The sequence below is a fragment of the Flexithrix dorotheae DSM 6795 genome, assembly GCF_000379765.1.
GTDB lineage: Bacteria > Bacteroidota > Bacteroidia > Cytophagales > Flammeovirgaceae > Flexithrix > Flexithrix dorotheae.
On the sequence record NZ_KB903520.1, the window covers coordinates 102,439 to 117,761 of the forward strand.

Consider the following 15,323-nt stretch of genomic DNA (forward strand, 5'->3'; position numbering starts at 1 on the left):
ATTCCTCACCCTCTTTAAAAAGAACAAATACCTTTTCTTAATAATTTCTATTCCGATTTTTAAGGGTAAAAACAACTCACTGCCTGCCAATTTAAACAAATAAAGGCAAGATCAAAACTTTATAATTTCTAATCTGTAGCCGGGAAAATTAAATCATCAAATTTATTTTGGCATCTATTTTTTGAGGGCTTATTTTGGCCTAAATTTTCGATTGATCCATTTTTTTTAAATTGGATAAAATGAAGAAATTCAAACGGTTATAAAAAGTCTTTGGTTTACAACTTGTTGATAATGAGTTTGTAATGAGGTTTTTTGATCGTGGCTTATTAAATATATTCAATATAAATGTTCATTTAACAAAAATTTAAAATGTATACCGGAATACTTCATACGCATAAATTGGTAGTGGTTTTATTTCTTCTCATTTATTTAGTTAAGACTTTTTTACTTTTAAGTGGAAAAAAAGAGGCATTACAAGGTTTTACCAAAAAGGTCAAAGTTCCTGAAATGATCATCAGCTTTTTGTTTTTGGGTACAGGCTTATTTATGATTTTCCAAATCCCGGAAATTCGGACACTTTTAATCATAAAGGTAATTCTGGTATTTGCCAGTATTCCATTAGCCATAATAGGTTTTAAGAAAATGAACAAGGGCCTTGCCGCATTATCTTTTTTGCTATTGGTTGGCGCCTATGGTTTGGCTGAAATTAACAAGCGAAGAATTGAGAAAAAGCCAATCTCAGGAGAAATCGTTTCTGATGCTAATGCAGAGGGGTATGATGCAGTTGTTCATGGAAAGGCGTTATTTATGGCAAATTGTGTGGCCTGTCATGGAGAAAATGGGGATTTACAAAATGTGGGAGCAAAAAACTTACAGGAGGCACAATCTTCAGAGGCTGAGGTTTCAGAAATAATTATGAATGGAAAAAATGCCATGCCTCCTTACAAAAAAATACTTTCAGAAGATGAGGTTCAGGCATTGGTGAAATATGTATTTTCTTTGAGAAAATGATATCGTTCAATGAGATTTTTTAAGGATTCATTAAATATATTTGCAGCCGAATAAATTTTTTTCAACAGAACGGAGGATTCATTATGACGGCATTGAAAGATTATAGCAAGGAGAAACTTCAGGCAGAATTAAAAAAACTGGAAGGTAGGTTTGAGGAAATTAAAGCACAGAACCTAAAGTTGGATATGACAAGGGGTAAACCCTCACCAGAACAACTGGATTTAAGTCAAAAGATGTTAACCATTTTAACGGAAGATGACTATAAATCGGCTAATGGAACAGATTGCAGAAATTATGGTGGGGTAGATGGTTTGACAGAAGCAAAAGCATTATTTGCCGAGTTCCTGGAAGTGGGTGAAAATGAAATAATCATTGGAGGCAATGCAAGTTTAACTTTAATGCATGATACAGTGGTGAATGCTCTGCTTCATGGTGTGGTAGGAAGCGAAAAGCCCTGGATTCAGCAAAATGTGAAATTTTTGTGTCCTTCCCCCGGGTATGACCGTCACTTTTCGGTGTGTGAGCACCATGGAATTGAAATGATCACCGTTGCCAACGGTCCTGATGGTCCGGATATGGATGAAGTTGAAAAATTAGTGGCTGCTGATGATTCCATTAAAGGAATTTGGTGTGTGCCAAAATATGGAAATCCTACAGGGGTAACTTACAGTGATGAGGTGGTAGATAGACTCGCAGGGATGAAAACAGCCGCAAATGATTTCCGAATTTTCTGGGACAATGCTTATACGGTTCATCATTTAAGTGATCAGGAAGATCAATTAAAAAATATATTGGAAGCTTGTAAAGCGGCTGAAAACGCAGATAGAGTGTTTATTTTTGGATCAACATCGAAAATTACTTTTGCCGGAGCAGGTGTAGGATTAATGGGAGGCAGTGAAGCCAATATGGCCTGGGTGAGAAAAAACCTTTCTATGCAAACCATTGGTCCGGATAAAATTAATCAGCTCAGACATATCAGGTTTTTTGAAAATTTTGATGGATTAAAGGCGCATATGAAAAAGCATGCTGCTTTATTAAAACCAAAGTTTTCACTGGTTAAAGAAATTCTTGAAAGTGAATTAGGAGGTTTGGGGATAGCCACCTGGAGTAATCCGAATGGAGGTTATTTCATAAGCATGGATACACTTGATGATTGTGCTAAAGATGTAGTGGCTATGGCCGGAGAAGTTGGAGTAAAACTAACAGGAGCCGGAGCGACTTTTCCCTACAAAAAAGACCCTGATAACAAAAATATAAGACTGGCACCAAGTCTTCCTTCTTTGGAAGAAATTAAAAAAGCTATGGAGGTAGTAGCAGTTTGTGTAAAAATTGCCAGTGTGAAGAAGTATTTAAGTTAGTTGTTTTATAATTGCCCTCAATAATTTTTGAGCGATTTTTCTAAAAAACTGCTAACTTGCAGAAAGTAAAATTAGCGTATCAATGGCTATTGTTTGGTCCTGATACGCTTTTACTTTTAAGCCCAGTCGGCTGGATAAAATAGTTTTTTAGGGCATTTTAAATATTTGAATAAAGTGAATAGAATAGATCAGGTTTTTCAGGAAAAGAAGAATATACTTAATATTTATTTTACTGCAGGCTATCCCAAATTAGGTGATACCGTGAAAATAATTAAGGCGCTGGAAAAGGGAGGGGCTGATTTAATAGAAATTGGAATGCCTTATTCCGACCCCGTGGCTGATGGACCCACCATTCAGGAAAGTAATATGGAGGCTTTGGAAAATGGCATGACAATCACCAAATTGTTTGAACAATTAGAAGGTATTAGAGATCATACCAATATTCCAATCATCCTGATGGGGTACATCAATCCGGTCATTCAATATGGAGTAGAGCGGTTTGTAGAAAAATGTAAGGCTATTGGCATTGATGGGACAATTTTGCCTGATTTGCCTTTACCAGACTTTAAGCGGGAATATAAAGCATTATTCGATAAAGCTGGTTTGTATAATATATTCCTTATTTCGCCTCAAACTTCTGAGGAGCGGATTAAGCAAATAGACGAAGCTTCAAACGGTTTTATTTACATGGTTTCCAGCAATAGTATTACAGGAGCAAAAGATAAAATCCAGGAGGGGCAAGTAGAATATTATGAGCGGGTGAAATCTTATAATCTAAGAAATAAAAAATTAATTGGTTTTGGGATTTCCAATAATGAAACTTTTACAAATGCCTGTGCTTATGCGGAAGGAGCTATAATAGGAAGTGCATTTATTAAATTGTTATCTCAATCGGATAATTTAGATAAGGATATTGCTGAATTTGTGAAATCTGTGAAAGGTTAAAACATTAAATTCTGGAGGTACATCTGAAAAAAGCCTGTGAAAATTTTATGTCACAGGCTTTTTGTTTTCATATGTTAAACAATTGGGTCCCTGAGTAACGGCATGCTCAGGCAATGTGAACCACCTCTGGCTCGGGAAAGCTCTCCTGAGGGAAGCAAAATAAGGGTATTCCTGATTTCTTCAGGATTTGTTTCATTTTTTTCAAATTGATTTAACAATTCGTTGGCATGTACAACATTAAACCCCTTTCGTTTAAAACCCTCTGCCGTTTTATCATTTCTATCGTAGGCAATTACTACGCCTTCCTTAAGTGCCAAAACATTACAGGAATCTGTCCACTGTTCTCTTTGGCCAAAAGGAAAAACACCATCTCCGGAGTAAATAAATTCGGTTGGTTCTTCACTTTTCAAATCTTTCCGGCTGATGTCATCTAATAAGTCTTCCAGATAATCAAACTTAACAGGCTGGTCTACTTTCCCTTTTTGAAACTGGGTAATATTCAGAGTGAATTTTTCGGTAGGTTCGCCCAGTTCGGGAATTAAATCCTTAGTATCATAATCGGTACCTTGTTTGGAAAAAGGGGCATGGATAACCCACAAGTTTCTTTTTACCTGGGTAAATGTGGTATCGATATGCATAAAAGCCCTTTTGTTGGGAATTTGTACAACAGACACTTTATCCACCACATTTCTGGAGAATAATTTTTGAATTACTACACTTGCCGCATGAAGAGAGGTTCTTTCACTGCAACCTATAAGCAAATGATTTGGAGCCACTGTCATGACATCACCACCCTCTATTGTTACGTTCTTGTATTTTTTTTCATTATCATCATAAAGGAAATAATCTTCCTTATTGGTGATTTCAATAATCTTATCCCTATAGTTTTCAAACATTTTATGGTTGAACATGATGTATGCCGTCAGAATAGCTTCTCTTGACCGGGCCTGGGTAGCAGGTCTGGTAAGCATAATATGATCATTCACCACAACAGCTATATCCCTTGTGAAAATAAAATTCGGGATAGGTGGGAAAATCATTTTTTGGGTAGGAAGAATTCCGGATATTAAAGTTCTGGCTAAATCATGATTGCTGAGATGAAATAAACTTTCCTGAGTAGAGTAGGAGGTGCCTTCAAATGAACAGATGGAGGCCACAAGTTTATTTTTAACCTCAATATTTTCAAGTATTTCAGCTAATAAAGATTGAGGATCTATTACTTTGTCCGATTTGAAATAATTGGTTTTGTCGGGTTTGTAGAAATCCCGGTTTTGGTCAGGATGATCAATATCTTTAATTTTTCCTTTTACCTTTTCCGGGTCAAGGAAATAAAGCAAAATTTTGGTGTAAAGATCATACTCCTTGCTTCTCATGGTATCCAAATGGATAATATCTTCAAAAAGCCAATCCTGAGCCTTACTTGGAATTACTTTTCCAATTCCTGCATCCGGACTATGGATAAGCAATTTCCTTAAAGTTCCGACTTCAGAACTTACATGGATATTGTTCGGTGTTGACATGTGTAGTTATTTTTATTGGTTGTTTATTTTATAAATTCATCTCATAATTTAAAATCAAAACCCTGTTCACTCAGCTCATCATATTTTTGCTTGTTGAATTTATAGTAATAAGCCCCTTTTTTGGAGAATCCTTTTTGCTTTTCATCCAGTCGGTCGATAAACCCCATTGAGAGAATTTTTTTAGAAAAGTTTCTTCTATCGTAGTTTTTTTGCTGGATGGCCTCATATAAAGCCTGGAGTTCGGGAATGGTGAATTTTTCCGGGAGCAATTCAAAGCCTATTGGTTTGTACCTGGTGCTCCACTGTAGCTTTTTAAAAGCATTTTCCACCATTTTGTTATGATCGAAAATTAAATTTGGAATTTCATTTACAGAAATCCATTTAGCTCCATGTTCTTCAATAAGCTTATTATCAAATTCATTTATTCTAATTAAAGCATAATAGGCCACTGAGATTACTCTTTCACCCGGATCACGATCTGGCTGGCTAAATCCATAAACCTGCTCCATATATATTTTTGATAAACCGGTTAGATTATCAAGAATCCTTTTCGCAGCGTTATCCAGGGTCTCTTTTTCGCTTAAAAATCCACCCATTAATGACCATTTGCCTTTGGCTGGCTCAAAATTTCTTTTAATTAAAAGAAGTTTTAATTCACCGTTTTCAAACCCAAAAATGATACAGTCAACTGCAATAAGAAATCTGTCCTTCTTTCGATAATAAGCAACCATTAGCAACTGGCAAAAAATGATAGTAATTAAAAGATCATTTAAGAAAGTGTGTGCTACAACTTCCTGAGAGCATGTTTAAATTTTAACTATTTCGCTTCAAACGTCCAATTATAGAACCTCACTTCAAAATAAAATTTCCGAATAGTACTGCTATTGAAAAAAATCTTAATTCGTGAGAACCCAAAAATGATCATTTTCGCCTGAAAGCCTAAATTTTAAACAGGCTCTAAGCTTCAAATATCAGGTTTTTACCAAGGAAGGCCAATAATTCAGGGAAATTTTCCGGAATTGAATTTTCTGTCAGATGAAAGAATTATTTTTTAATGATGATGTCGATATTACTGGTTTGGAAATTTGTACTTCTGGCTTTGTTTTTATTAAGCCATTGATGGAATTTTTCAGGTGCTATTGTTTTGATTCCCCCAGCGGCCTGATTAATTTCCAAAACAGGTTTGTTATATGGTTCTGGGGAAAAGACTACAAAAATCCTGTTAAACAATTGTTCTTTTGTAGTGTAAGCGGAGATAGGATCCAAAATACTTCTGCTTACATCCGGAAATAAAGCCTTATGATGTTGTTCAGAAAAAAGAACATAATTCAAATCAGCTTTTACAGGAACAGCACTTTCATATTCACCGCTCATTTTGCTGTAGGGAAATAACCTGTAAATAATATCATCTTCATTATCTTGCATATATACACTCAGATAGCCCTGCACAGGAGTCTGGAAATTGAGATATACCCTTTCATTGTTTTGGTAAACTTCGGTATTACATGCTCCGGGATTAGTACAATTCATGGTTGCAACTTCATAGGCAACATCTGCCTCCTTCATTTCCCTGGCTTTCCCTTCAATTTCACAGAGTATCCATAATTCCTGTTTCATTCCTGTTGGGTTTTGCCGATCTCTTAAAAACCACTCCAATTTAGTTACATTTTCTTCTACAAACTCTCCTCTTACCATTGAATTGGCGATTACATTCATTTGGGTATTCGTAGAGGAACGTTCTCCGGTATTCACATTTTCAATATAGGTATTAGTCCCTTGTACGATTACTTTTCCGAAAGTTTTTTCAAGTGCATCTATTTTTGCAAGATCGATCACTCTCTGTTTAATTTCACCGATGCAGTATGAATCCTCCACTCTGATTTCAGCCTTACCAGCTACTTTTTCAGTTTTCGGCTTTTTTTGGGCATTTACTATTGAAACAGCTGATAATATGAAGATAATGATTAAAGTTGTTTTCATTTTTAAAGTAGGTTCCTGAAATGTGTATTTGCAGCGTAATGGGTAAAAATGATACATGTTATGAATGAAATTGCTCATCCAAATTTAAACAAAAAGAGGTTAGGACTTTTGAATTTCCCAACCTCTTTAACGAATTCCTTACTCTAAAAGATTATTTTAAATCAAGGATATTATCTAATTTTTCGTGGATAATATTAGTTTCCTCTTCAAGCTTATTTCTGATTACCTTTTTGGCACCGGTCATAGCCTGATCATAATTGTAGAAGATTTTTAATTGAACTTCTACATTTTTGCTTCCTACATCTCTGTACACTTTGTATACAGGATCAATGTTACCAATTGTATTTTTAATCATGTTTTTAGAACCGGCAACAACCTTGGTTACAGAAGCAGCTTCTTCTCTTGATAACTGCTGGTTAGCAACCGATGCTTCAATAAGGGCAGCTACCTGAGTTTCTAACTGACCAGCAATATTTAATTTTGCCAATTCTAATGCTTGTAAATCAGCAGCAGACTTTGATTCTGCCACAGCATTTCCGTCAGCATCAATAAATTTTTTATTGCCTTGTTCGTTGGTCGCCAGTAGCATTGACCAGGATCTCTCCAATGCTTTTTCCATTGGAAGTGAACCAGGAGCCACAGCCCACCCTTCTTTCTTCATCTTTTTTGCCTGTTTCTTGGCAGATTTTATTGCTTTTAAATCTTTTTTCTTTAAGTCAGATTGTGCAAAAGAAATATTGACCGCAGAAACAGCTATTACTAAAGCAAATAATAAAATGAATTGTTTTTTCATCTCTAATTAATTTGATTGATAAATGGTATCTAGTAAAATTTAAAAATTAAATAAAATGGGGTGATTCTAATTTGGTTTGTGAAAAGTAGTAATTTCCTTATCAAGTTAAAAAATAAATTTCAATAATGAAATTTAGTCTTATAACGGAAAGCTTTACTTTAAAGTTTTTTCTGAGAATATTATTAAAATAGATTTTTAACAAAGCTTTTTTTATTTTAGAACGTTATACGAGGGCATTCCAATAAGGTTATAAAAAAAAGCTGATTAAGACTTTTTTAACTCATTTAACATGTCCTTGCTGATCTGATCCGAGATCTTTTTTAAGGCCGCAATTCCCGCCCTGTCATAGTTTGCTCCACCTCCTTTCACATCTTTGAAAGATCCTTTATATTCCTCATTTCCAGTGGTTAAGTCGGTTACCGATACTGTGGCATCAGCGAAAGAAAAATAGATTCCATCATATGAAGATCCATTTCTGGCATTGGCCTGAATGTCAATTGCATAATCAGCTTTGGACATATCGTCTGTAAAGGCAAACCCATTGTCTGAAAGCACCTGTTTAAGGGAAGGCTCCAAATAAGGTATAGTCAATTTTCGACCGCCATTTGTTTCATTAGAAGTAATGTACATTAATAATCCTGAAACATTCAGGAATATTTTGGTGGAAGGAATTCGGTGTTCCTGTACGACTTTCTGGTAATATCTGGAGGTAATGTCAATGCCCAAATAGGTGGCTACATCAAGCTCTGCCTGAATGATTTGCATTTTCTTATCGGAAGTTATTTTTCCTGCGAAAAACCGACCTACACCATTTCTATCAGTTTTAGTGATGCCTATTTCTTTATCTCCTTCTCCCAAAAAGGAAAATTTGATGGGAAGGTTAGCTAACTGGTTTGTCGCAGAAGTTCCAGAAAATATGGCATTGATCACAATAGGAGATTTTAAATCCTGATTGACTTTTCCCTCCATTTTGGTTTCCTGGGCTTTTAATTCCAGATAATCAATAAATTCGGCCTTTTTAATGCTTGAGGGAATATAATCTACTTTATTGGTTTCTACCCAGGAAAATGGCAAAATGCCTTCAGCACTGGCTATGGTTTTTCCCGATTTCACTTCTTTAAGATTGGAAATTACCTGAATATAATCAGCCTGTTCCCAATAAGTACCTGAAATGCTATAAACAGCCCCAGCTCCTCCAGGACTGATAATCTGGTATTTGGAAACATTCACAAGGTTTTGCTCAAACACTTTATCAAATACGCCTGAGAGTTCACTTTCCAGCTCTGTATCCTGATAGGTGATTGGATTTAAAACTATTGCTCCATCAAGTTTATCTGTTTGAAGGAATAATCCATAAGCCATGAAGTAGCCCACATCATCCAAAGTAAGTTGCTTACTGTTGAGCAATTTGGATTTCCCTTCTTTTACTTTTAAGTCTAATTCATTTACCCGATTCGACTGGATAGCATTTTCTGAAGTTTCCTTGAGTGCCAATAAAATAAATTGTGCTTCTTCAATTTCAAGGAATAATGGATTACATTCGAAATATGCTTTTAGGGCAGCTTGTTTATCATCACCAGCTATAGCCTGTTCTGCAGCAGTAACTTTTTGATTAATCTTGTCAATGTTACTGGAAATGGTATTTTTATAATAATCAATTACTTCACTGATACGGGCATAGGTAAAAGCATAGGCTTCTTTATTTTTTTTATCGTAGTAGGTTTCGTATTTAAGCCCAACAATATTGGCCTGTGCCAGTGAAACACTTGATTGCTTAAACTGTTCCAGGGTTTTACTGTTAATATTTTGAATATTAATTTCAGCCACACTTTTGATGGAAACCTGTATGGATTCAATCAGTTGTTTTCGGGCGACCTCACTTAAAACATCAAATAGTTCTTTATTGCCATCGGCTACATTACCCTGGGAAGAAAAACCCGTTAAAAATAAATTTTCCGGATACGCACTTTTCCTTTTATAATAGTCAGTCCATTGGGGGGCCTGAGCCTGTGCCAATTGATGCATAAATAAAAAGGAAACCAGTAAAAGTATTATCTTTTTCATGGGTTTAGGTTTCTTGGTTTTCGTTTTTTTGAAATTAATTAGCCAATAGGGTTACTATTGGCTTTTTATATTCTTATCGGGTGTATTCTTTAATTTTATTGGCAAGGGAATTGGCAAGTTTATTACCCACTGCATTTACTCTTTCCCCATCTGAAAGTGCATTTTTCTCTTTTACACTTACCAGCCTTTTTTCAGAAGAGTTCAATGCTCTTTCATCTCCTCTGAATGTCGCCCATTCATGATAAAAGCTATACGATTCCTCAAAAGATTTGGTTTCCAGAAGTCTGGCGGTTTTTACTTCAAGAATTTTATAGGAACCACTCATTTTTGCTCCGGCAGTCTTGGTGTATTGGGTAATTACTGCACTCACTTCTTTGTCTCCGTAAACAGCCTCTTTTTTTCCTTCTGAGTTAGTTTTTTCTCCGGTTTTTACTTTAATGGTTCTTTTAATTGGCTTACTTTCGCTATTGATATCCTCTTTATCGGAAATAATCTGGGTAATCCTTCCCGTAATCATTTCCTGAACACCTAAAATTTTACCTACTTCCACAAGCGTATTGTCATCTACAGCACCTGAAAGTGACAATTTTTGTTCTTTCATTACTACCTCCAGCTGTTCCCTGTCTACAATTTCCAAAAACTCCATGGCAGATTGATCTTCGAACATGATAGAAACAACTTTATCAGTAATCATTTCCCCAATGGCTCCATAGTGGGTTCTGCCACTTTTGTTGTCAAAAGGAATAATGGCTATCCTGGTTGTACCAGCCTTTCTGGCTTCTTCATATTTATCAGCGGCATCCCGGTAATTTGGTACATATCCCAATGCTCTTTTAAATTCTTTGGCACCCTCCTTATTATTGGGAATTCCCCCTGCTGCCATTAGGCTTAGTCCTTTTTGATAATGAAGTTCCGCTGCATCTTCTATACCTCTTTCAAGGTCATTTTTGGCCTCTGCCAACTGGTTATAATAATCATTATACTGGAAGGAAATACTTCTTCTTTTCATCTCAAATGCAGCAGGAGGGAGGTTTTTTATATCGTTGGTATAATTAATTAAAGTCTCATACCTGCTTACAATTTCCCGTCTTTCTTTTACAGTTTTATCATCATTAAAAGTTGAAGATTGAGCCTGCAGTCTTTTAATTTTATCCTCATAATCGTTAATAAATCTCGGGTAAGCCAATTCCAATACTTCCTGAGCTTTCGTGTTTTTTTCGGGTTTTTCAAATAGAGAGTTTACGGCTTGCTTTACAGCTTCATCATATCTTCTGGATTCAAATGCATCTTCAGCCATTTTCCTGAATTTCCGGTGCTGTCCCACACAGCTTTGGAGGGAAAAAAGCATTAACATGAAGCCAAAAGTGATGATAGTAACTGGGTAACGTGAATAATTAGATAACATACTTACTTTAAAGGTTAAAAATATATTATTGAAATATGTATTAGGTTTCTTTATTTAGAGATTAACAATTAAAAAACAGGTTTAGCATAGTGAATTAAAAAAATGGCACAATTAATTTGCAGCAATGGTAGTGATAATTACCCTTTTTTCAGCATTACTTGTTTTTTTCTTGGTTTTGAAGCCTCTGGTTTTACTCACCACTTCTTCCAGGTCATCAGTGATAATTTGGTAGCCATCCTGATAATTGTAATTTAATGGTTCAAACCGCTTTGATTGGGCATTAATCTGCATGGTTTCAACTCCAAAAGGTGCGGAGCACTCGAATTCTTCAGGAATTTCATAAACCTTATTTACATTTTCCTGATCAATAAAATAATTATCAAGTAGCATCACTTTGGTGCCATCTGCCAGGTGATAGATAAACCTTAAGTAAGAAGGCTTATTTACACGCACAAATACTTTCATGGTTTCTCCCTCTGTAAAAATCAAATTTTCATCTCCCCGGTTCGTCCAGACATCTACCATCAATTCTCCTCCAACGACTTCATCCTCATCTTTACTAAACACTTTTTGGTTCTCGTAAGCTACCTCAAAGTTTTCAGGGCGGTATTGGACATTATTGGCAAGCAACCAGGAGACATCAAGCGAGCCTTCCATACTGGCCAGTGCTTTTCCAGATTCAATTTCCCTTAAAATGGCAATTATTTTTATATCATCTCCTTCTTCCCAATAAGTACCGGTAATCCTGTACAGGGATTCTTTGCGCTCATTATCCTCTTCAGTTTTGAATACATTACTTCCGGAATAAAAATTATCTGCCTGAAATTTAACTATAGGATAATCTGCTGCGTCTACCAGCTTTTTCTCAAATACAGATCCCCATCTTTTAGAAAAGGGACTTCCCATTTTAGAATCCTGGTAAGTAAAATTGGCTAACTGTATTGGTCTTTTGGGTTTATTAGTCTGAATTTGAAATCCTTTGGCCATAAAATAAGCGACATCATCCAGACTTAAATCATCTCCTTTTTGAAGTTCGGCAACTGCCTGGTTAACCATAAATTTCTGATTATTAATTTCCTGAATTGCAGGCTCAATCTCCTGAATGAGGCCGGTGTTCAGGGCTACAATTATGGTATAGGCTTCTTCCACCTCTCTAAAAACCGGAAGGGTTTCAAAATAATTTTTCATGGCGCTCTGGTTATCACCATTAATTTTGAAGGTATTTGCAGCCTCAATTTTCCTTTTAATGACCTCCGAACCTTTCTTTATTTTGTCTCGATAAGTATCTATCAATTCGCTTCTGCTTGCATAGGCTATGGCAAAGGCTTCTTTTTTTCTTTTATCGTAATAAATATCAGTATTCAGGCCAGTTACATTTACCTTAGAATAAGATGCACTTGTCTTTTTAAAGTATTCATGGGTTTGGGAATTGATATTGGTGATATTGAGTGTTCCTATACTTTTAATGGTGACACTTATAGATTCTATGAGTTGTATTTTTGCATAGTCTAATAAATTTTCCAGAACCTCATCGGCTTGTGACGAACTTACATTTCTCTCTGAGTTGAACCCAACAATGTAGCTGTCTTTGGGAAACTGATTGGTTCTTTCCACATAATCCGTCCATCCAGGAGCCTGGGCAGAAAGATGTTGAGGGTGTTGTAATACGATTAAAAGTAGTAATGAAAGTGATGAAAAAATCTTTGAAAACATTTTCTAGGGGATTAGTTCAATTCAGCTTATACGGGAAAAATCTGTTTTGGATTATTTAAAATATTTTTTTGCCTCAATTTGGTAATATTTTGTGTTAAAAATGTACCAACGCAAATATTAAGTGCTATTAATTTGAAAAAATGAAATTATGGAATTACTGTTGATGCTAAAATTAATTTAAAACCTGTTTAAATAGCTGATAGTGAGTGTAATTTGGATGAAAAATCTGCTTGAAATTTGCCCGGCTAAAAAAAATCAGGGACTTGTAGTACGGCAAAAGTTAATTCTTAGTCCCAAAAGTCAAAACATCAAAAAAGATATTTATAGCTTTGAGGGTGGAAATTAAAAAAATATTGATAATTAAAAAACAATTGATGGAGTAAAGATATTGTCCGCAAAATCTTACAATTAATAAATTTTCAAATAAAATACTGATATGCAGTGAGTTTGTGATTTGAAATCAAAACTTTAGGTTACTTGCAAATTGCCGGTAAATCAAACTTAAATTTAATAACGGGTTTTGTTTTTGGGGTTTTATTTAATGATTCCTTTGAGCAATTCTCAAAACTATAAAGCGAAATTATGAGATTCTTAGGAAATGTATTTTCAACTGTAATAGGGTTGTTCGTTTTTGTCTTTCTTCTTTTTGCCTTTTTCATATTTGTAGGAATGGTAGGGAGCTTAAGCGAACAGAAAGTGACCGTAGCAGATAATTCAGTTTTACGGTTACAACTCAATCAATCCATTCAGGAAAGGATAGAACAGGAAAACCCCTTTGAGGAATTTGGTTTTCTAATGCCCAATGCAGATTTTCCCATTGGCCTGATCGAATTGAAAAAGGCCATTGCAGATGCCAAAAATGATGACAATATTCAGGGAATATACCTGGATATGAGCTCTACCTCAGCCGGATTTTCCACTCTTCAGGAAATCAGGGAATCCCTTCAGGATTTCAAATCCTCAGGAAAATTTATTGTAGCTTATGGAGAGTTTTTAAGTGAAGGTGCATATTATATTGCATCCGTAGCTGATGAAGTTTATGTAAATCCCATCGGTTTTATGGAATTTAATGGCTTTAGTTCTCAGGTGATGTTTTTTACCGGTATGTTCGAAAAATTGGGGATTAAGGCGGAAATCTTTAAAGTGGGAGATTTTAAAAGTGCAGTGGAGCCATTTTTCCGAAAGGACATGAGTGAGGAAAATCGATTACAGATGGAAGTTTATCTGAATACACTTCACGAAATCTTTCTGAGAAACATAAGCGAGTCCAGAAAAATTGAAATGGATGTACTGAAAAAGGTAACTAATGATTATCTGATTGAAACCACATCTGATGCGGTGAAATTTGGGCTGGTGGATAAAGCTGCTTATTTCGATGAAGTTGGGGGAATACTTAGGGAAAAGCTTGGCTTAGACGAAGACGATAAAATTAACTTTATTTCCCTAAGAAAATACCAGAGAGCGACCAAAAATACCGGGGTTAAGTACAATGAGAAGAAAGTGGCGGTGATTGTAGCCGAAGGAACCATTGTGAGTGGGGAAGGAGCTGAAGGTTATATAGGTTCTGATAAAATTGCGGCTGAGATTAGGAAAGCCAGAACAAATGATAACATTAAAGCCATAGTTTTAAGGGTAAATTCCCCGGGGGGAAGCATGGTCGCTTCTGATGTGATCTGGAGGGAAGTGGAACTGGCCAGAGAAGCTAAGCCAATTATTGCGTCCATGTCGGATTTAGCTGCCTCAGGAGGATATTATATTTCGATGGCTTGTGATACTATTGTGGCAAGGGAAAACACCATTACAGGATCTATTGGTATTTTTTCTGTATTACTAAACACCGAAGAATTACTTACCGATAAAATTGGACTTTCTTTCGATGAAGTGAAAACTGGAAAATTCGCAGATTTAGGAAATCCCACGGAGGAAATGACTGAAGAGGAAAAAGCAATTTTCCAAAGATCGGTAGAAAGAGGGTATGAAATTTTTATTAATAAAGTAGCTGATGGAAGAGGAATGCAGCCTGATGAGGTAAAAAAAGTAGCCTCAGGGAGAGTTTGGGCAGGTGCCCAGGCCAATCAGAATGGATTGGTGGATGTAATAGGCGGGCTGGATAAATCGATAGAAATTGCTGCAGGCATGGCCAACTTGGAGGAAGGCGACTACCAGGTTAGATATTATCCACAGAAAAAGGATTTCTGGACTGCCTTTATGGAAAATTCCCAGATTTATTTTTCCAATTATTTTATGAAAAAGGAATTGGGAGAGGTTTACCCAATCATCAAAAAAGTGAAGGAACTTAAGCAAATGGAAGGAGAAGTTCAGGCTTTATTGCCCTATGATTTTAAATTGAAGTAACATCATTATAATCGATTTTTTTCAAAAGCCTGAAAATGACTTTCAGGCTTTTGTTTTTATACTAAATCCATTTTCTTTTCTTTACAGTATTATTGAGGTGGTTTTATTTCATTTGAAAACTAAAACCTCTTTTTAAATGCAGCTTGCTGCAATCCAATTTTTTTAGCATTGATTTTTTT

At 35.7% G+C, this 15,323-nt stretch carries 11 protein-coding genes; 4 read left to right on the top strand and 7 right to left on the bottom strand.

All coding sequences use genetic code 11. The features are described from left to right. Positions 1-369: 369 nt before the first annotated feature. From A3EM_RS0139950 to trpA, 3 genes are all read left to right on the top strand, one after another. Positions 370-1,011, top strand: coding sequence for a c-type cytochrome (locus A3EM_RS0139950; RefSeq protein WP_020533852.1), 642 nt, complete (start codon positions 370-372; stop codon positions 1,009-1,011). Between the two features lie 83 nt (positions 1,012-1,094). Beyond that, on the top strand, positions 1,095-2,369 hold the full coding sequence (locus tag A3EM_RS0139955) for an aspartate aminotransferase type Ic (RefSeq protein ID WP_020533853.1): 1,275 nt from the start codon (positions 1,095-1,097) through the stop codon (positions 2,367-2,369). A 174-nt stretch (positions 2,370-2,543) separates the two neighbouring features. After that, the gene (trpA, locus tag A3EM_RS0139960) at positions 2,544-3,314 is read left to right on the top strand and encodes a tryptophan synthase subunit alpha (protein ID WP_026210888.1); all 771 of its coding nucleotides are present in this window, start codon (positions 2,544-2,546) and stop codon (positions 3,312-3,314) included. A 74-nt stretch (positions 3,315-3,388) separates the two neighbouring features. Here trpA and A3EM_RS0139965 read toward each other — a convergent pair whose 3' ends face one another. The 7 genes from A3EM_RS0139965 to A3EM_RS0139995 all read right to left on the bottom strand — a co-directional run bounded on the left by A3EM_RS0139965 (position 3,389) and on the right by A3EM_RS0139995 (position 12,789). Further along, positions 3,389-4,834 carry an arginine deiminase family protein gene (locus A3EM_RS0139965; protein WP_020533855.1) on the bottom strand — a complete coding sequence of 482 codons (1,446 nt, stop codon included), beginning with the start codon at positions 4,832-4,834 and terminating at the stop codon, positions 3,389-3,391. A gap of 41 nt (positions 4,835-4,875) precedes the next feature. Next, positions 4,876-5,565, bottom strand: coding sequence for an NUDIX hydrolase (locus tag A3EM_RS0139970; protein ID WP_020533856.1), 690 nt, complete (start codon positions 5,563-5,565; stop codon positions 4,876-4,878). 313 nt (positions 5,566-5,878) lie between these two features. Beyond that, positions 5,879-6,814 carry a hypothetical protein gene (locus A3EM_RS0139975; protein WP_157638312.1) on the bottom strand — a complete coding sequence of 312 codons (936 nt, stop codon included), beginning with the start codon at positions 6,812-6,814 and terminating at the stop codon, positions 5,879-5,881. Positions 6,815-6,965: 151 nt separating this feature from the next. Next, entirely contained in the window at positions 6,966-7,607 is a 642-nt protein-coding gene (locus A3EM_RS0139980) for a hypothetical protein (RefSeq protein ID WP_020533858.1), read from the bottom strand. 264 nt (positions 7,608-7,871) lie between these two features. After that, positions 7,872-9,671 (bottom strand): hypothetical protein, encoded by a 1,800-nt coding sequence (locus tag A3EM_RS0139985; RefSeq protein WP_020533859.1) that lies wholly within the window; start codon positions 9,669-9,671, stop codon positions 7,872-7,874. Positions 9,672-9,744: 73 nt separating this feature from the next. After that, positions 9,745-11,076, bottom strand: a complete 1,332-nt coding sequence (locus tag A3EM_RS0139990) for a CsgG/HfaB family protein (RefSeq protein ID WP_083925388.1) — start codon at positions 11,074-11,076, stop codon at positions 9,745-9,747. 111 nt (positions 11,077-11,187) lie between these two features. Continuing rightward, positions 11,188-12,789, bottom strand: coding sequence for a DUF4384 domain-containing protein (locus A3EM_RS0139995; RefSeq protein ID WP_020533861.1), 1,602 nt, complete (start codon positions 12,787-12,789; stop codon positions 11,188-11,190). Positions 12,790-13,371: 582 nt separating this feature from the next. Between A3EM_RS0139995 and sppA the strand changes: the two genes are divergently transcribed. Next, the gene (gene sppA, locus A3EM_RS0140005) at positions 13,372-15,144 is read left to right on the top strand and encodes a signal peptide peptidase SppA (protein WP_020533863.1); all 1,773 of its coding nucleotides are present in this window, start codon (positions 13,372-13,374) and stop codon (positions 15,142-15,144) included. Positions 15,145-15,323 lie beyond the last annotated feature (179 nt).